The organism is Streptomyces sp. ST2-7A (assembly GCF_021390475.1).
In the GTDB taxonomy this organism is placed as follows: Bacteria; Actinomycetota; Actinomycetes; order Streptomycetales; family Streptomycetaceae; genus Streptomyces.
In genome coordinates, this window is sequence record NZ_JAJUWS010000052.1 from 1 (window position 1) to 18,598 (window position 18,598).

16 protein-coding genes and 1 pseudogene are annotated in these 18,598 nt (G+C 73.6%); 13 read left to right on the forward strand and 4 right to left on the reverse strand.

Annotated elements, in window-relative coordinates:
- The 5 genes and pseudogenes from LZF96_RS23625 to LZF96_RS23645 all read left to right on the forward strand — a co-directional run.
- Positions 1-468: pseudogene (locus tag LZF96_RS23625) on the forward strand (hypothetical protein); the annotation flags it as partial.
- Positions 458-874: a roadblock/LC7 domain-containing protein gene (locus tag LZF96_RS23630; RefSeq protein WP_233876387.1), complete on the forward strand. Its 417-nt coding sequence runs from the start codon at positions 458-460 to the stop codon at positions 872-874. The pseudogene LZF96_RS23625 and the gene LZF96_RS23630, both read left to right, overlap by 11 nt.
- 4 nt (positions 875-878) lie before the next feature.
- Positions 879-1,256: a DUF742 domain-containing protein gene (locus LZF96_RS23635; protein WP_233876389.1), complete on the forward strand. Its 378-nt coding sequence runs from the start codon at positions 879-881 to the stop codon at positions 1,254-1,256.
- Positions 1,234-1,851: an ATP/GTP-binding protein gene (locus LZF96_RS23640; protein WP_233876391.1), complete on the forward strand. Its 618-nt coding sequence runs from the start codon at positions 1,234-1,236 to the stop codon at positions 1,849-1,851. The genes LZF96_RS23635 and LZF96_RS23640 overlap by 23 nt, the downstream gene beginning before the upstream one ends.
- Positions 1,811-2,395, forward strand: coding sequence for a GAF domain-containing protein (locus tag LZF96_RS23645; RefSeq protein WP_233876393.1), 585 nt, complete (start codon positions 1,811-1,813; stop codon positions 2,393-2,395). Before LZF96_RS23640 ends, LZF96_RS23645 begins: the two co-directional genes overlap by 41 nt.
- 180 nt (positions 2,396-2,575) lie before the next feature.
- Here the strand turns inward: LZF96_RS23645 and LZF96_RS23650 are convergent, their stop codons facing one another.
- From LZF96_RS23650 to LZF96_RS23665, 4 genes are all read right to left on the reverse strand, one after another.
- Positions 2,576-4,741, reverse strand: a complete 2,166-nt coding sequence (locus LZF96_RS23650) for an EAL domain-containing protein (protein ID WP_233876395.1) — start codon at positions 4,739-4,741, stop codon at positions 2,576-2,578.
- Entirely contained in the window at positions 4,738-5,550 is an 813-nt protein-coding gene (locus tag LZF96_RS23655; protein ID WP_233876397.1) for an SAM-dependent methyltransferase, read from the reverse strand. Before LZF96_RS23655 ends, LZF96_RS23650 begins: the two co-directional genes overlap by 4 nt.
- Positions 5,551-5,925: 375 nt before the next feature.
- Positions 5,926-7,164: a transglycosylase family protein gene (locus LZF96_RS23660; RefSeq protein ID WP_233876399.1), complete on the reverse strand. Its 1,239-nt coding sequence runs from the start codon at positions 7,162-7,164 to the stop codon at positions 5,926-5,928.
- 294 nt (positions 7,165-7,458) lie between these two features.
- Positions 7,459-7,929 (reverse strand): carboxymuconolactone decarboxylase family protein, encoded by a 471-nt coding sequence (locus tag LZF96_RS23665; protein ID WP_233876401.1) that lies wholly within the window; start codon positions 7,927-7,929, stop codon positions 7,459-7,461.
- Between the two features lie 361 nt (positions 7,930-8,290).
- Between LZF96_RS23665 and LZF96_RS23670 the strand changes: the two genes are divergently transcribed.
- From LZF96_RS23670 to LZF96_RS23705, 8 genes are all read left to right on the forward strand, one after another.
- Entirely contained in the window at positions 8,291-9,553 is a 1,263-nt protein-coding gene (locus LZF96_RS23670; protein ID WP_374203318.1) for an MBL fold metallo-hydrolase, read from the forward strand.
- Positions 9,554-9,652: 99 nt separating this feature from the next.
- On the forward strand, positions 9,653-10,450 hold the full coding sequence (locus tag LZF96_RS23675) for an FCD domain-containing protein (protein ID WP_308294273.1): 798 nt from the start codon (positions 9,653-9,655) through the stop codon (positions 10,448-10,450).
- A gap of 313 nt (positions 10,451-10,763) precedes the next feature.
- The gene (locus LZF96_RS23680; RefSeq protein ID WP_233876403.1) at positions 10,764-12,971 is read left to right on the forward strand and encodes a SpoIIE family protein phosphatase; all 2,208 of its coding nucleotides are present in this window, start codon (positions 10,764-10,766) and stop codon (positions 12,969-12,971) included.
- A gap of 193 nt (positions 12,972-13,164) precedes the next feature.
- A complete protein-coding gene (locus LZF96_RS23685; protein ID WP_233876405.1) occupies positions 13,165-14,037 on the forward strand; it encodes a fumarylacetoacetate hydrolase family protein in 873 nt (290 codons plus the stop codon).
- 160 nt (positions 14,038-14,197) lie between these two features.
- Positions 14,198-15,535, forward strand: a complete 1,338-nt coding sequence (locus LZF96_RS23690; protein WP_233876407.1) for an enolase C-terminal domain-like protein — start codon at positions 14,198-14,200, stop codon at positions 15,533-15,535.
- On the forward strand, positions 15,532-16,335 hold the full coding sequence (locus LZF96_RS23695) for an SDR family NAD(P)-dependent oxidoreductase (RefSeq protein WP_233876409.1): 804 nt from the start codon (positions 15,532-15,534) through the stop codon (positions 16,333-16,335). The genes LZF96_RS23690 and LZF96_RS23695 overlap by 4 nt, the downstream gene beginning before the upstream one ends.
- Before the next feature lie 106 nt (positions 16,336-16,441).
- Positions 16,442-17,461 (forward strand): aldo/keto reductase, encoded by a 1,020-nt coding sequence (locus LZF96_RS23700; RefSeq protein WP_233876412.1) that lies wholly within the window; start codon positions 16,442-16,444, stop codon positions 17,459-17,461.
- Positions 17,462-17,466: 5 nt separating this feature from the next.
- Positions 17,467-18,351, forward strand: coding sequence for an amidohydrolase (locus LZF96_RS23705; protein ID WP_374203317.1), 885 nt, complete (start codon positions 17,467-17,469; stop codon positions 18,349-18,351).
- Positions 18,352-18,598 lie beyond the last annotated feature (247 nt).

Consider the following 18,598-nt stretch of genomic DNA (forward strand, 5'->3'; position numbering starts at 1 on the left):
CACCCGCCCGCCCTGCTCCCGGGAGCCCCGACCGCGTCGGGGAACCCGGCAGCGGGGGAGCCGGAGCCCGCCGGGACCCCGGTCGCCCCGCCGATCACCGTCCCCACCACCGCCCCCACCACCGCCGGGAACGACATCGCGGACGGGAGGCCGGACGAGGAGTCCGGCGCGGCCCGACCGAATCTTCCGCGTCGCCGCCGTCAGGAACACCTGGCACCGGAACTCCGGGAGGGCCCGCCCCGTCGGGAGGCCGACTCCGGAGTCGCCCCCGACGGCGGGCGGGGCGGACACGACCCCGGTCTGATGGCCGCCTTCCTCCGGGGCGTCGAGCTCGCGGAACAAGCACAGCCCCCGGGCGCCACGGGGAACGTCAAGACCGCCGATGCGGCGGACACCGACACCGCCTCCGCGCCCCCCACGTCCCCCACCGGGAACAACCGAGGAGAATCAGTCGACCATGGCGAGTGAAACCCCCGCCGGCGCGAACACCGATCTGTCCTGGCTGCTGACCGGCCTCGTCCAGAGGGTGCCGCACACCCGCAGCGCCCTGCTGCTGTCCAGCGACGGCCTGGTCAAGGCCGTCCACGGACTGGACACCGACGCCGCCGACCACCTGGCCGCCCTGTCCTCCGGCCTGTACTCGCTGGCCCGCAGCACCGGTGCCCGCTTCGGCGACAACGGCGAGGTCAAGCAGGTGGTGGTCGAACTGGAGACCACCCTGCTGTTCGTCTCCACCGCCGGACAGGGCGCCTGCCTCGCCGTGCTGGCCGGCCGCGAGGCGGACGCCGCCGTCCTGGGTTACGAGATGGGGATGCTCGTCAAGAGCGTCCGCCCCGTCCTGGCCACACCGGCACGCCAGTCCGCCGGACAGTGAGCCGATGCCGGAGTCGCACGGGGAGAAGCCGTGGATGGACGAGAGGGCCGGACGTCTCGTCCGTCCCTACACCGTCAGCGACGGACGAACCCGTCCGACCTCGGAGTTCAACCTCCTGACCATGGTGATGGCGGCCGAGGGGGAGCCCGCGGAGTACCCGGGACCGGACCACTGCCGAATCCTGGAACTGTCCCGACGCCCCGTCTCGGTCGCCGAACTCGCCGCCCAGCTCCGGCTTCCGGCCACCGTCGTCAAGGTACTCCTCTCCGACCTCGTGGACATCGACGCCGTGACCACGAGGGATCCCGCCCCCGGTGCTCCCGACCCCACCGACCCAGACCTGTTGGAGGCGGTCCTGCATGGACTCCGCACACGGCTCTGATCCGTTTCCCACGGCAGTGAAGATCCTGGTCGCGGGCGGCTTCGGAGCCGGCAAGACGACCTTCGTGGGCGCCGTGAGCGAGATCGAGCCGCTCAGCACGGAGGAACTGATCACCCGGGCGAGCATCGGCACCGACGATCTCGAGGGGGTGGAGCGGAAGTCCACCACGACCGTCGCGATGGACTTCGGGCGGATCACCCTGGGCCCCGACCACGTGCTCTACCTGTTCGGCACCCCCGGGCAGGAACGTTTCTGGTTCATGTGGGACGAACTGTGCGAGGGCACGCTGGGAGCGGTGGTCATCGCAGACACCCGCCGACTGGAGGACTGCTTCGCCGCCGTCGACTTCTTCGAACGCCGCGGACTGGGCTTCATCATCGCGGTCAACGAGTTCGACCACGCCCACCGGTACACCCCCGAGGAGGTGCGCGAGGCCATCGACCTCGACCCCGGTGTCCCCGTGGTGATGTGCGACGCCCGCCGGGCGGCCTCCGGTACCGGGGCACTCATCACCCTCGTCCAGCATCTGATCGAACGCGGGAGCAAACATGCCGATGTCGTACGACCCCGTCACCCACCTGTTGCTCACCCCTGAGGACGTCGACGCCCCGCGCCGGGTGGCGCGTCTGCGCGAGTTGGGCGTTGGTCGGGAACCGCGCCCGGAGTTCGACGCCTTCGCCCGACGTCTGGCCGCGGCCGGCGGGGCACCGTTCGCGATGGTGAACCTGATCGACGGAAAGGGGCAGTACTTCGCGGGTCTCCACACCCCGGAGACCGACCGGCCGCCGACTCCCGGCGCCGATGAGGAGGCCCTTCCCGGGCGGGTGATGGAGCTGGACCACGGCTACTGTCCGCACGTGGTGGTGCGCCGCCGGGCGCTGGTGCTGGAGGACGTCCGCGACTACTCGCGCTTCGCCGGCAACCCGGTGGTCGACGCGCTCGGCATCCGCGCCTACATGGGCGCGCCGATCACGGATCACTCGGGGATGGCGCTGGGCACCGTCTGCGTGATGGCCCGCGAGCCGATGTCCTGGGGCAGCCGGGGACTGGGGACCATCAAGGCGATGGCCGACGAGATGTCCGTGACGATCCGGCGCGGGGTGCCGCCCGTCGACGCGCGGGGCCGGTCGGGGAGCTGATATCGGCGGCGGGCCCCCGTGGCGGTCGACACCGTGCGGTGCCGTGCCGGGCGGTGTGCCGGGTAGGGCCGGGTTCCCCCGGGGACGCGGCGCCGCCGGATCCCCCGAGGTCCGACCGTGCCGTGGCGCCCGGCCGGTGGGAAGGGCCGCGCGGGCGGCGTGCAGGCGTCCCGGCCGCCCTCACACCGTGACGGGCAACTGCTCCGGGGGTCCGGGCCGCGCGTAGTACCACCCCTGTGCCGAGTCACACCCCAACTCCCGGAGCCGGTCGGCCTGCCCGGAGGTCTCCACGCCCTCCACGGTCACCGCCAACCCCAGGGTGTGCGCCAGTGACACGATGCCGTCCACGATCTTCAGATCCACCGGATCGGCCGGGTGGTGCTGCAATCCCTCGGTGAAGGAACGGTCCAGCTTCAACGTCCCGGCCGGCAACCTGCGCAGACTCGCCAGATTGGAGTAGCCCGTCCCGAAATCGTCCAGCGCTATACCCACCCCCAGCTCCGAGAGCTTGCGCAGCGGCTTCAACTCGTGGTCGTCCGCCCGCACCATGGCGCTCTCGGTCACCTCCAGACACAGGGCCTCCGGTGCCAGGGAGAACTCCTCCAGCACCCCCACCGTCTCCTCCACCAGATCCGGGTGGTGCAACTGGCGGGGGGAGAGATTCACGTTCACCCGCAGCGGCTCGCGGCCCCCCCTGCCCTCGTCCTGCCACTCACGGGCCTGGCGCACCGCCTCGCGCAGCACCCAGCGGCCCAGCGGCACGATCAGGCCGGTGTGCTCGGCCAGCGGGATGAAACGGTCGGGCCCCAGCACGCCGTGCCGGGGGTGACTCCACCGCACCAGCGCCTCGGCCCCCTCCGTCCGCCCGTCCGCCATCCGGATCAGCGGCTGGTACTCGATGAAGAACTCGCACCCCTTCAGCGCGCCCGGCAGGTGGTGGGTCAGGTGGTGCCGGCTGATGGCCCGGGCGTCGGAGTCCGGATCGGCCACCGCGTAGCGGTTACCGCCCTCGGCCTTGGCCCGGTACATGGTGATCTCGGCGCTGCGCAGCACCTCCGAGGAGCTGAGTTCCCGCACCTCGCCCTCCACCACGCCGATGCTGGTGCGCACCATCAGTTCGCGCCCTCCGACCTCCACCGGCGAGGAGAGCGCCTCCAGGGCGCGCTGGGCCATCCCCACCACCTCGGCGGGGGAGGAGGGGTCCGGCACCATGGCGACGAACTCGTCGCCGCCGATCCGCGCCAGCAGCCGACCGCGCCCGGCCAGCGCCTCGTCCAGCCGCTCGGCCACCGCGATCAGCAGCTGGTCGCCGACGGCGTGTCCCAGGCTGTCGTTGACCGCTTTGAAGCCGTCCAGGTCCAGGTAACACAATCCGACGCGCCGGTACCCGCTGTCGATGGAGAACCCCTGTTCCAGGCGCTCGAAGAACAGGGCGCGGTTGGGGAGGTGGGTCAGCTCGTCGTGGGTGGCCTGGTAGCGCAGCCGCAGGTTGAACAGTCGGCGCTCGGAGACGTCCTCCATCATCGCCAGCATGTACTGCGGCTCCCCGTTGGGATCGCGCAGCAGCGACACGGTGAGATTGGTCCACAGTACGGTGCCGTCGGTGCGCGGGTACGGCTTCTCCACCCGGTAGTGGTCGCGTTCCCCCCGCATCAGCTCGCCCTGCAGCCGCCAGACCTCCGGCGCGTCGTCCGGGTGGGTCCAGTCCCGCACGTTCCGGCTGCGGATGTGGTACTCCGAACCGCCCAGCATCCGGGCCAACGACTCGTTGAAGTCGAGGATCCGCCCCTCCATGTCGGCGATCCCGATACCCAGGGCCGCGTCCCGGAAGATCGCCCGGAACCGGGCCTCGCTCTCGTGCAGCGCCCCGGCGATCTCCTTCTGCGCGGTCAGGGCGGCCCGCGAGAGGGTCTCCTGTTCGCTGCGGGTGCGCTCCTGGAGGGCACGGGCGAAGCCGGCGGCGATGGCGTGCTGGAGGCGGGATGAGCGCACCCGTGCCTCCTCGATCTCCAGCCGGTGGGATTCCAGGCAGTAGAGCAGGAGGTAGGCGTCGATGACGCCGAGCATCCCGGGGAGCGAGTCCGCACCGGTGCAGTGCGCGCGCACCAACTCCTCTCCCACCCCCTGGCCGGGGCCGGGGTCGAAGGGGTGCGAGTGCAGGGCCGCGGTCAGCCGATGGGTCAGCTCCAGCAGGAGGTCGGCGAACTCCTCCCGGGTCATCGAGGTGGCCGTGGAGGGGTAGATGGCGCGGCACCAGATACGGGCGAACCGCTCCGGTCCGTCCGGGGGCTCCGCGGCGCCGTCGGTGTCCGTTCCCCGCGGCGCCCCCGGGTGGGCAGGTGTCACGCCGTGCGTCCCACTCCCGCGAAGCCCGTGAAGACCACGGGGTCCTCCTGGTCCAGGGATCCCTCCGGCCGCCACTCGGGCATGGGCACCAGACCGGGGTCCACCAGCTCCATGCCCTCGAAGAAGGCGGTGACCTCCTCCCGGTTGCGCATCACCAGGTTGTTGCCGCCCTTGCGGTAGACGTCGGTGACCGCGTCGCCCTCCTCCTCGGTGCGCGGACCGGTGTCGGTCGAGGCGTGGGTGAGGATCAGCAGGCTGCCGGTGGCCATCGCGGCGCGGTAGGTCGCCATCGTCTCCAACGGCTTGTCGGCGTCCTCCACGAAGTGCAGCAGGGCCACGAGCAGCAGCGCGATCGGACGGTCGAAGTCGAGGAGTTCGCGGGCCTCGGGGCTGTTCAGCACGGCCTCCGGCTCCCGGAAGTCGGCGGCCAGGACGCGGGTTCGCTCGTCCTCCTCGAGCACGGCCCGGCCGTGCGCGACGGCCACCGGGTCGCGATCCACGTACAGTACCCGGGCCTCCGGGTGTGCGGCGCGGGCCACCTCGTGGACGTTGCCGAAGGTGGGTATCCCCGACCCGATGTCGAGGAACTGGGTGATCCCCCCGTCCACCGCGTACCGGACCGCCCGGCGCATGAAGGCGCGGTTCGCCTGCATGATCTTCGGCAGGCCCGGGAATGCCTTCATGGCCGCGCGGGCGGCGACCCGGTCGGTCTCGAAGTTGTGGGATCCGCCCAGGTAGTAGTCGTACATTCGCGCGACGCTCGGTACGGACAGATCGATTCCCTGCGGGGCCCAGTCGGGTCGCTCCATCAACATCTCCCGGAGATCGGTGATTTGGAGTCCGGGCAGAGCGTACTGACCGGTGGGGCGGGTAGGGAAGCAAAGCGGGGGTGAAGGTTCCGCCGATGGGGAGATCAGTGGGCATATGCGCGGGTTTGCCGGGTGTGATCCGGTGCTTGCCGCGGACGCCCGGGGCGACCCCGGACGATCCCCCCGACGCCCCGATCCACCGCCCTTTCCGGGCCGTTCGCCTCCTCGGCGCGGTGTGCGGAAGGTGTGCCCGGCATGTGCCGCAAGCCCCCGCGAAAGTCGGGGAGTTCCTCCCGGACGCCGTACCGCCCCGATCCCGGGCGCGGGGATCGGGGCGGTACGGGGTGCCGCGTTCCGGCGGTGCGACGATCCGGCTCAGATGCCGACGCCGTTCTGCCGGAGATAGGCGACCGGGTCGATATCGGTGCCGAAGCCCGGGCCGGTCCGTACCTCGAAGTGCAGGTGTGGGCCGGTGGAGTTGCCGGTGGAGCCCGACCGTCCCAGCCGCTGCCCGGTACCCACGGGCTGACCGGTCGACACCGAGATCGCCGACAGGTGCGCGTACTGGCTGTACCTGCCGTCGTCGTGACGGACGATCACCTCGTATCCGAAGGATCCGGACCAGCCGGCCGAGACGACCTTCCCGGAGGTCACCGAGCGCACGGTGCTGCCGGTGGGCACGGGGAAGTCCACCCCGGTGTGGTAGCCCAGGGACCAACCACTGCCCCGGGTGCGGTACGACGCCCCGGTGGCGCCCTCCACCGGGGTGGTATGGGAAACCTTGGCGGGAGCCGGGGCGGGGGCCGGCTTCTCGACCGCCGCGGGCTTCGGGGCGGGCTTCCCGGTCTGTGCCGGGGCCGGGTCCGCACGCCGTTCGTCCCGGGAGGCGGGTCGCTCCGCGACGACGGTGCCGGGCAGGGCCAACCGCTGACCGGGCAGGATCAGGTCGGGGTTGTCCCCGATGACGGAACGGTTCAGTTCGTACAGCGACTGCCAGCCGCCCTTGACGGAGTGTTGCCCGGCGATCCGGTACAGGGTGTCCCCGCGCACCACCCGGTGGTCGTCCGTGCCGCTCTGCGGCACCTTGCCGGCGCCGGCCGTCCGCACGGAACCCCCCGCGCCCTCCGGGGGCGTCCCGGCGGTGTCCCCACCGGCGTCGGCCGGGGCGGGGTCCTCCGCCCGGGCCTTCGGGCCGGCCTGCGTGAGCGGCTCCGGGGCGATGGTGGGTGCCCCGGCACCGCGCACCAGGCCGGCGCGGGTGGAGCAGACCGGCCACGCGCCGGGGCCCTGGCCGTCCAACACCCGTTCCGCGACGGCGATCTGCTGATCACGGCCGGCGAGGTCGGCCCGGGGCGCGTACTCGCCGCCGCCGAACTCCTCCCAGGTGCTCTGCTTGAACTGCAGGCCGCCGTAGTGGCCGTTGCCGGTGTTGATGTCCCAGGTGCCGTCGCTCTCGCAGTCGGCGACCTTCTCCCAGACCTCGAGCGGCGCGGCCTGGGCACCACCGACCGATACCAGCGGCAGGGCCAGACCGGCTCCGGAGGCGGTGACGGTCAACGAGGCCCGGACGCCGGGGCTCGGTCGGTGCCGACGATGACGCCCTCGTGTGGTCATCCGAGGTCCTCCCCGTTCCGGACGCCCCGGTGACGGGGCATCGGTGCGCGAACTGCCGCCTGCTTGCGCGGCGCACCCAGGCTAGGGGCTGCGCAGCGCACCGACAAGGGAGCGCAGGGTATTCGCCGGACCGACACCCGGGGGCGGCCCGGGGCGCGGACGGAGCGCCGGTGGGCGCGCGCTCCCTCCGCGAACGGTTCCGACGCGCCCCGGCGAAGGACCGAATGACGAACCGTCCGCCCCCGGCGGACGGCCCGGCTCCCGCGAACCGGTCCGCCCGCCCCGGTCCGACCCTCACTCCCGGGGCAGCACCCCCCGCTCCTCGAAGACCCGACGGACCACGGCCATCGCGCACAACGCCCGCGGGAAACCCGCGTACACCGCGCACTGCATGACGGCCTCGACGATCTCCGAGGGATCCAGACCCACGTTCAGGGCCCCGTGGACGTGCAGGGTCAGGGCGGGGTCGCAGCCACCTATCCCGCTCAGCACGCTGATCGCCACCAGGGAGCGCTGCCGGTGGTCCAGTCCCGGTGAGCTGTGCACCTCCCCGTACGCGAACTCCACGATGAAACGACCGAGCTCGGGGGCAACATCGGCGAGGTCCCCCAATACGGTGTCCGCGTGCGGGCCCAGTACCTGCCGCATCCTGTCCATGCCCCGCTTGTGTCGCTCCTCGTCCCCGGTGGTGTCCCCGGGGATGTCCCCGGCATCGGTTCCCCCGGAGTCGTGTCCGGCGGTGCGGGTACCTGCCGTCTCGGTCATCTGTCCTTACCCTTCCCCTGTGATCCCCTGCGAGTCCCCGTGGTCCCCGGGGGCCGACCGCGAACCGGTCCCGCCCCGACGCGGGGTCCGATCCGGCCCCTCACGGGCCCCACCCCGGGGCCACCCGACCGGTTCCGGGCCCCCGGACGCGCGGTGAGCGCATCCTTACCCCGGGAACAAGCCTTCCATCGACCCCCGTGCGCCCGCGTACGCCGCCCGTATCGAGGACGTGTGCGTTACCCCGATGCGGGTGAGGATGGAAAGCAGGAGAAAAGAGGAAAGACGTCGGGACCCCGTTCCCGACGAGGGCGGGTCCCTCCGGCCCCGCCCGCGACCGGCACCTGGAGGTCCGTTGTCCAGCATCGATCGTTCCGGGGAGGTCACCGCCTCCGCCGCCGATTCGTTCCGGCGGCTCCGGCACGCCCTGCGGTTCCGCGCGCTCGGAGCCGACCCCGAGGGCACCCGCCTGGCGCGCGTGCGGTCCTCACCCAACTTCCGGGACGGCGCCTTCCGCAACGAGCGACCCATCGACGGCCTCGACCTGACGGATTACATCCCCCTGCTGCGGGAGACCCTCAACCGCGAGGCCCGGGCCCGGCGTCGCCCCGCCCGCCCCGTTCCGACGCGCCGTCCCGACCTCGTCCTTCCCCCGGCGACCGGCCTGCGCGTCACCTGGATGGGGCACGCCACCGCGCTGGTCGAGATCGACGGGCTGCGGGTGCTCTTCGACCCCGTCTGGGGCACGCGCTGCTCGCCGGTCGGCTTCGCCGGGCCGCGCCGTCTCCACCCCGTCCCCCTCCCGCTGGAGGACATCGGTCCGGTCGACGTGGTGGTGATCTCGCACGACCACTACGACCATCTGGACCTGCCCACGATCCGTGCCCTCGCCGACAACCGCACCCGCTTCTGCGTCCCGCTCGGGGTGGGCGCCCACCTCGAGCGCTGGGGCGTACCGGCGGATCGGATCGACGAGCTCGACTGGCACGAGTCGACGCGCGTCAAGGGCGTGGAACTCACCGCCACTCCCGCCCAGCACTGTTGCGGGCGGGGGCTGCGCCGCCGGGCGCTGTCGCTGTGGGCCTCCTGGGTGGTCACCGGCCCGGACCACCGCGTCCACCACACGGGCGACACCGGATACTTCCCCGGCTTCGCCCGGATCGGCGAGCGGTACGGACCGTTCGATCTCTCCATGATCCAGATCGGTGCGTACAGCCGTCTGTGGCCCGACATCCACATGACCCCCGAGGAGGGGGTGCGGGCCCACCGCGATCTGCGCGGCGGCGTCCTGCTGCCCATCCACTGGGCCACCTTCGACCTGGCCCCGCACCCGTGGGAGGAGCCGGTCGAGCGGACCCTGCGGGCCGCGACCGAACACGACATCCCGGTCGCCGTCCCCCGACCGGGGGAGGCGTTCGAGCCGGGGGCACCCCTCAAGGACCTCCCCGCCGCGCCCTGGTGGCGGGAGTGCGTGCGCACGCCGGCGGGGGACGCGTCGGCGGCGGTCGCCGGGCGGGAGATCCACCCGCACCCGGTCGGGTCCGCCGGGGTCGTCGACGCCCCGGCCGGCCCGGGGGGCGACATCGAGGACGCCCGGGGCCCCGCCGCGCCCACCGGAACCGTCTGACCGGCGCCCGTCCCCCCTCCCCGGTATCCCGGCCCGCCCGCGAGGGTGACCCGGGATACCGTCGGTGACCCCCGAACGGGTGGTGAGGCGGAGGTCGGGATGGCGCTGACGGACGAGGCGATCGACAGGGTCAAGCGGATGATCCTGGCCGGGGAGCTCGCTCCCGGCCAGCGGCTGCCCCGTGAGGACGTGCTCGCGGAACAACTCGGTCTCTCCCGCAGTTCCCTGCGGGAGGCGGTGCGCGCGCTCACCGCCATGCGCATCCTGGTCGCCCGCCAGGGGGACGGCACCTACGTCTCCGGTCTGGAACCCCACCTGCTGCTGGAGTCCCTGACCTTCGCGGCCGACGTCTCCACCGGGGAGGCCGTCCGCCAGCTCCTCCAGGTCCGTCGGATGCTCGAACCCCCGGCCACGGCCCTCGCCGCCCCCCTGATCGACGACACGACCCTCGCCGAGCTGCGGGTGGTGCTGGACCGGGAGGCGGCGGCCCGTGACGCGGAGGAGTTCGTCGCGCACGACATGGAGTTCCACCGCCGCATCGTGGCGGTGGTCGGCAACCCTGTCCTGGAGGTGCTGCTGCGCTCGCTCTCCGGGGCGACCCAGCGGGTGCGGGTGCTCCACGGGACGGGGGACCGGGCCGTCCGCGAACGTGCCCACCGGGAGCACGAGGCGATCTGGGAGGCCCTGGCGGCCGGCGACGCGGCCCTCGCCGAGGCGACCGCCCGGGTCCACGTGGCGGGGGTCGAACACCGCCTGGCGGCCCCCACGGGATGGGTTCCCCCGAACGGACGGGCGCGGGGCGCCGGGGCCCGGTCCCGGATCGGGGAGCGGACCGGGCCCCCGGACGGACGGATGGGGGAGGGGCGCGGCCACCCCGGTGACCCCGGCGCGAAGTGAGGAATCCGCCGAAAAGTGGCACAGTGATGCGTGATGTCCGACCCCGGGGTCGGTCGCCGTCTCGGCTCACCCGGTCGGAGGCACCATGGACGCGGACCGGAACTCCAGGAACCCCACAGATCCCGGGCCCGCCGGCGCCGCCCGTTCCCCGGCGGAGCCGGTCGCGGAACCGGGTCCCGCCCCCGGGCCCCGTTCCGCCGGGTGGCCCACCACGGAGGACGGAGCCGACACGCCCGGCCCCCGGGGGGTCGCCGGTCGAGTCGGGGCGGGGTCCGTCCGTTCCACGTCGGGCTGCTCGCCGGAACCCCTCACCGTGCGCTCGGTCGGCCGGGCCGGACGTTTCGCCTTCGCCCCGGACACCGGCCGACTCCACATGGATGGCGCGGCCCTCGCCGTCTTCGACGTCACCCCCGAGGAGTGGAAGGGTGACGCGGCCACCCTCCTGTCCCGCCTCCTTCCCGGCGAGGCCGGGCGGCTGGAGGCACTCATCACCCGCGTCGTGAGTCGGGGGCGCAGCGGCTACGGCGCCTACGTGCGGCTGCGCGGGCGGGACGGCGCGGTCCGCTGGGTGCACACCCGCGGCGGGATCCGTCGCGATGCCGCGGGGAACGTCCGGTGGATCATCGGGGTGGTCCGGGACGCCGGCACCGTGCTCCTCCGCGACCCGGCCCCGACCGACCCGGGGGCGACGGGGCGCGCCGATCCCGGCTCCCCCGCGGAGAGGGCCGACACCACGGAAGGGAACGCGGACGACGCGGATGGCACGGCGGATCCCGACGCCGCGGCGGTCGCCGTCACCGAGGAGACGGTCGCGGCACTGGCCCGGGCCCGCAGCGTCCGGGACGTGCTCGACCTGCTGCGCGTCCGCGGCGGGATGGACCGGCTGGGGGTGATCGGCCTGACCCTGGGCCTGGTCGAGGCCGGCCGCATCCACGTGGTCGCCGAGGGGCGGGGAGCGGGGCCCGTGCCCGAATTGCTCTACACCCGGGTGGACGAGGCCTTTCCGATGAGTGAGGCCGTGCGCACCCTCTCCCCGCTGTTCGTCATCGGCCGCGAGGAATTCGCGGCCCGCTACCCCCGCCTGTGGCCGTACATCGCCTCCATGCCGATGACCGCCGCCGCCTACCTGCCGCTGATCGCCCGGGGCCGGGTCATCGGGGTCATCGGTCTGCTGTACCGGGAGAAGCGGCGCTTCACCGCGCGGGAACGGAACTTCCTGGTCATGCTCGCCGGCGGCATCGCGCAGAGTTTGCAGAGCGCCATGCTGATCGAGCAGGACCACGAACTGGCCGCCGACCTTCAGAAGACGATGTTGCCCCGCGTGATGCCGGCCGTCCGGGGGCTGCGTATCGCCGTCCGTTACCGTCCCGCCCGGGTCGGTCGGGACGTCGGCGGGGACTGGTACGACGCCATCCCGCTGCCCGGTGGCCGACTGGCCGCGGTGGTGGGGGACGTACAGGGGCACGACACCCACGCGGCGGCGGTGATGGGGCAACTGCGGATCGTGCTGCGGGCCTACGCGACCGAGGGGCACGAGCCCGGCGCGGTCGTGCAACGCGCCTCCGCGTTCCTGCGGGACCTGGACACCGATCGCTTCGCCACCTGCGTGTACGCCGAGGTGGATCCGACCACCGGATGGCTGCGCATGGTGCGGGCGGGCCACGTGCAGCCGCTGCTGCGCCGGGCCGACGGTACCTGGCGCCCGCTCCCGGTCGCCGGATCGCTGCCGCTGGGGCTCTCCACCGACCTGATTCGTCCGGAGCACCCCGTCACCACCCTGGAACTGGGGCCCGGGGAGAGCCTGCTGATGTACACCGACGGGTTGGTGGAGCGTCCGGGGGTGGACCCGGAGGAGGGCGCGGAGATCCTGCTCCGCGCCATCGGTGCCCCGCCGCGGGACGAGGGCGCCGCCGGGGACGAGTCGGTCCCGCCGGTCGGTTCGCCGCTTCCGGCCGGGTCACCGCGACCCGGGGTGGTCGATCCGGCCGATCCGGTCGATGTCGAGGGCCTGGCGGATCGCCTCTGCGAGAGTGGTGGCAATCCCATCGACGACATCGCGCTCCTGGTGTTGCACCGGGAACGGGACGTGGCCTCCGTGCCCGCCCGCACGGCCTGCCTACGGGTGCCGGCCGGCGACCCCGACGCGCTCTCCCGGTCCCGCCGATCCGCCCGGGAGGTGGCGCTGGCGGCGGGGGCCGGAACCGAGTGCGCCGACGCGGTGGAGACGGTCACCGGTGAGCTGGTCGCCAACGCCCTGCTGCACACCTCCGGGGCCGCCCTGCTCTCGGTGCGGGTGATCGGGTCCGGCACGACCGGCCGCCGGCTGCGGATCGAGGTGGAGGATCGCTCGAGCGCCCCGCCCCGGCGCCGCGCGGCGGGGGAGGGGGCGATCTCCGGGCGGGGGTTGTTGTTGGTCGACCTGTTGGCCGACGACTGGGGAACGGACTCCCGGGGGGACGGCAAGGTCGTGTGGTGCGAGTTCGGATGCCTGCCGCACCACGGGGCGGCGGAGGCGGCCTGAGCGCCGGCGGGGTCCGGCCGACACCGGACTCCGGGGTGGATACCCCTTGGTCGGTGTCCGTGGGTCGGTGCCCGTAGCGGAAGAGGAGCCACTCACTCGAAAACATCGGATGACTGCTTGTGCGGAAGTCGTTTCCGGCGTAACTTCTGCGGCTGCGGAATGCATTCATCGGATGTCATGAGGGGAAGTGGCGATGAGGCTCATGCGGGTGGGCGCCCCGGGCGCCGAGCGGCCGGCCGTGTGGACGGAGGACGGCCGCCTGCTGGACCTCTCCCCGGTGACCGACACGATCGACGGCGCGTTCCTGGCCGCCGACGGCATCCGCCGTGCCGCGGCCGCGCTGGCGACCGGTGAGCTGTCCGAGGCGGCGCCGCCGGAGGCGATCGCCCCGGGCGGGGTACTGCGGGTCGGCGCCCCGATCGCCCGCCCCGGCAAGGTCGTGTGCATCGGTCTCAACTACCGCGACCACGCCCGGGAGACCGGGACCCCTCCACCCGAGCGGCCGGTGGTCTTCATGAAGGACCCCGGCACCGTGGTCGGTCCCCGGGACCCGGTGCTGATCCCCCGCGGGTCGGTCAAAACCGACTGGGAGGTCGAACTGGCCGTGGTCATCGGGCGGCGCGCCCGTTACCTGGAGAGCGCCGAGGAGGCCCGGGAGGTCATCGCCGGCTACGCGATCAGCAACGACGTCTCGGAGCGGGAGTTCCAGCTCGAGCACTCCCCGCAATGGGACCTGGGGAAGTCCTGCGAGACCTTCAACCCGCTCGGCCCCTGGCTGGTCACCGCCGACGCGATCCCGGACCCGCAGAACCTGCGGCTGCGGTTGCGGGTCAACGGTGTCCTCCGCCAGGACGGCCACACCTCGGACATGATCTTCCCGGTCGCCGAGATCGTCGCCCGGCTCAGCCGCTACATGGTGCTCGAGCCCGGGGACGTGATCAACACCGGTACCCCCGCCGGAGTCGCGCTCGGTCTCCCGGGCACCCCCTACCTGCGCCCCGGGGACGTGGTCGAGCCGGAGATCGAGGGGCTGGGCACCCAACGGCAGGTCTTCGCCGCCGCCTGACGGCCGGTCGGCCGTTCCCCGCCCCGGCCCCGCGGCGCGCGGGGCCCCGGACCACCGTCCCCCCCACGGCAGGAGTCCCCTCGTGACGAGTACCCCGGCGTTCCCGTCCCCGCGTCCGCTCCCCCACGGGAGCCCCGGAACCGGGGAATCCGGTGCCCGGGTGATCGCCGTGGACACCGTCGACGTCCGCTTTCCCACCTCCCGGTACCTCGACGGGTCCGACGCGATGAACCCGGACCCCGACTACTCCGCCGCCTACCTGGTCCTGCGCACCGACGAGTCCGGTCCCCCCGACTCCCCGGGGCCACTGACCGGCCACGGCTTCGCCTTCACCATCGGCCGGGGCAACGATGTCCAGGTCGCCGCCATCGATGCCCTGCGTCCCCACCTGATCGGCCGTCGGGTCGAGGAGCTGTGCGCCGACCCCGGCTCCGTTTACCGCGATCTCACCGGCGACAGCCAACTGCGCTGGCTGGGGCCGGACAAGGGCGTGATCCACATGGCCGTCGGAGCCGTGGTCAACGCCGTCTGGGATCTCGTCTCCCGCCGGGCCGGTCTGCCGCTGTGGCGTTTCCTCGCCGAGGCCGAGCCCGAGTGGCTGGTCGCCCAGGCCGACTTCCGCCACATCACCGATGCCCTGACCCCCGACGCCGCCCTGGAGTTGCTGCGGCGCGGTCGACGGGGCGCGGCGGAGCGCACCGCCCTGTTGCTGGAGCGCGGATACCCCGCCTACACCACCTCGCCCGGATGGCTCGGTTACTCCGACGAGAAGCTGATCGACCTGGCCCGCCGCGCGGTGGCCGACGGCTTCCGCCAGATCAAGCTCAAGGTCGGCGCCGATCCGACCGACGACATCCGACGGTTGCGCGCCGCCCGGGCCGCCGTCGGACCGGACATCCGCATCGCGGTGGACGCCAACCAGCGCTGGGAGGCGGGCGAGGCGATCCAAAGGGTCCGCGAACTCGCGGAGTTCGACCCCCATTGGATCGAGGAACCCACCCATCCGGACGACGTGCTCGCCCACGCCGCTATCCGCGCCGCCGTGGCACCGGTCCGCGTCGCCTGCGGCGAGCACACCCCGAACCGGGTGCTGGCCAAGCAGTTCATCACCTCGGGCGCGATCGACATCTTCCAGGTGGACGCCGCCCGGGTCGGAGGGGTCAACGAGAACCTGGCGATCCTGCTGCTGGCGGCCTCCCGGAACATACCGGTCTGCCCGCACGCCGGTGGGGTCGGCCTGTGCGAACTCGTCCAGCACCTGTCGATGTTCGACTTCGTGGCACTCTCCGGCACCACCCGCGACCGGGTCATCGAGTACGTGGACCACCTCCACGAACACTTCGTCGACCCCGTCCGCATCCGCGACGGCCACTACCTCGCGCCGCGCGAACCCGGCTTCTCCGCCCGGATGTCGACGGAGTCCCTGGAGACCCACCGATACCCCGACGGCGCCTTCTGGCGCGCCGACCGGGCCGCCCACGAGGAGGAGACGGCATGAGCGGCACCACCGGAATCCCCGACGCGCCCCCGACCGCCGACACCGTCGGCCCGTTCGCCGGGTCGCGGGCCCTGGTCACCGGCGGCGCCTCCGGTATCGGGCTGGCCACCGCCCGCCGACTCGCCGCCGACGGGGCCCGGGTCGCCGTGCTGGACATCGCGGTCGACGACCTGCCCGGTCCGCTGCTCGGCCTGCGCGCCGATGTCACCGACGACGACGCCGTGCGCGCGGCCGTCCGCTCCGCCGTCGACGTCATGGGCGGCCTCGACGTCCTGGTCAACAACGCCGGCGTCGGCGCCGCCGGAACCGTCGAGGAGAACGACGACACCGAATGGCTCCGGGTGCTCGACGTCAACCTGCTCGGCATCGTCCGCGTCACCCGGGCCGCCCTGCCCGCGCTGCGCGCCTCCGACCGGGCGGCGGTCGTCAACACCTGCTCCATCGCCGCGACGGCGGGGCTGCCCCGCCGTGCCCTGTACTCCGCGAGCAAGGGGGCCGTGCTCTCGCTCACCCTGGCGATGGCCGCCGATCACCTCGCCGACGGCATCCGGGTCAACTGCGTCAACCCCGGTACCGCCGACACCCCCTGGATCGGGCGTCTGCTGGACGCCGCGCCCGACCCGGCGGCCGAACGCGCCACCCTGGTCGCCCGACAACCGATGGGTCGTCTGGTCACCGCCGAGGAGGTGGCTGCCGCGATCTGCCACCTCGCCGACCCCGCCTGCGCCGCCACCACCGGAACCGCCCTGGCGGTCGACGGCGGCATGGCCGGTCTCCGCCTGCCCGCCCCTCCCCGCTGACAGCCGTTCCCGCCGACCGCCGTCCCCGTCCCGGTGTCCCCGGCCGCCGGCTCCCGAACGGCCGGGCCGTCCGGGAGCCGGGGCCGTCGCCCCCGAAAGGCCCGCCATGGACCCCCGTCCCCTGCCCTCCGGGCGCACCACCCTCACCCCCCTGGCCCTGGGCACCGCCGCGTTGGCCGGGCTCTACCACCCGGTGGACGGGGAACAGGCGGCGGCCACCGTGGAGGCCGCCTGGGAAACCGGGATCCGCACCTTCGACACCGCCCCCCATTACGGCCTGGGCCTGGCCGAACGCCGCCTCGGGGCCGCCCTGCGCGACCGTCCGCGCGAGACCTTCACCCTCTCCACCAAGGTCGGCCGACTGCTGCGTCCCCTGTCCTCCCCCCGGGGCGACGACCTCGCCAACGGCTTCGCGGTCCCCGCGACCCACGAGCGGGTGTGGGACTTCGGCGCGGCCGGCGTGCGCCGCTCGCTGGAGGAGAGCCTGGAGCGCCTCGGGCTGGACCGCGTGGACATCGCCCTGGTCCACGACCCGGACGACCACGCCCGACAGGCCCTGGAGGAGGCGCTCCCCGAACTGCACCGCTTGCGCGACGAGGGCGTGGTGGACGCGATCGGCGTGGGTATGAACAGCACCCCGCTGCTCACCCGCTTCGTCCGGGAGGCCGACCCCGACCTCGTGCTGTGCGCCGGCCGCTGGACCCTCCTGGACCACTCCGCCCTCGCCGACCTGCTGCCCGCCGCCGTCGAACACGGTGTCGGAGTGCTGGTCGGCGGCGTCTTCAACTCCGGGCTGCTGGCCGATCCCCGCCCCGGCGCCGCCTTCGACTACGCCGAGGCGCCCCCGCACCTGGTGGAACGGGCCCTGCGGCTGAGGGAGGTCTGTGGGCGCCACGGGGTCTCCCTGCGCACCGCGGCCCTGCGCTTCCCCTTCGGCCACCCGGCGGTGGTCGGAGTGCTGACCGGTGGACGTTCCGCCGAAGAGGTCGCCGAGGCGGCCGAGGCGCTCGCAGTCCCCCTGCCGCCCGAGCTGTGGGCCGATCTGCGGGCCGCGGGCCTCCTGCCCGAGGGGGTGCCGGTTCCGCAGGGGCCCCCCGTGGCCGACGGCGGGGCGGGGGAGGGGTGAGGGGCGTGCCGCTGATCGACGCCCACCACCACGTGTGGGACCCGGCGGTCCGGGAGCAGCCGTGGATCACCGGCGAGGAGATGGCGCCGCTGCGCCGTGCCTTCACACCGGACGATCTGAGGGCGGTGACCCGGGCCGCCGGCATCGACGCCACCGTGGTCGTGCAGACGGTCACCGAACCGACGGAGACCCCCGAACTCCTGGCCCTGGCGGCGGCCGGGCCGTCGATCGCCGGCGTGGTGGGGTGGACGGACCTCGTCGCCCCGGACGTCACCGACCGGATCGCGGCCCTGCGCGCCGCCCCGGGCGGTGACCGACTGGTGGGCATCCGTTCGCAGGTGCAGGCGGTCCGTGACCCCCGCGACCTGCTCGGGCCCTCCGCCGACCGCGGCCGGGCCGCGCTCGTCGCGCACGGACTGGTCCACGAACTGGTCATCACATCGGAGCAGTTGCCCGAGGTCGTCGAGGCCGCCGAGCGGGCCCCGGCCCCGACCCTGGTCCTGGACCACCTGGGCAAGCCACCCATCGCGGGCGGCGACCCGGAGCGCTTCCGCGCCTGGTCGGCAGGGCTGCGCCGGTTGGCGGCGCTCCCGCACACCGTCGCGAAGGTCTCCGGCCTGGTCACCGAGGCCGACCACCGCCGGTGGACCGGAGCCGACCTGCGGCCCTTCGTCGAGACGGCGCTGGAGGCGTTCGGACCCGACCGGTTGATGTTCGGCACCGACTGGCCCGTCTGCCTGCTCGCGGCCGATCACCGCACCGTGCTGGAGACCACCCGGAGATTGCTCGCACCGCTGGCGGAGGGGGAGCGGGCCGCCGTGCTCGGCGGCACCGCGCTGCGGGTCTACGGGTTGCGACCCCACCACTCACCGGGGATCACCGCCTCCTGAGGAGGCCCGGTGGGCCGGCGTCCGAACGGCCGGGTCCCCGATCGGCGCGAACCCCACCACGCCCCACCGGACACCGGTCGTCCGGACCCCGGCGGGCCTTCCGTCGGGCGTCCGCCGAAGGTGCCGGCCGGCGCCGGCCGGCACCGTGCCGGGCGACGGTGGGGACCGGCCCGACGCGGTCTCCCCGACCCGTGACATCCGTACGTCCCACCGGACCGGGGCGGTGGTACACCCCGCCGGGAGCCGG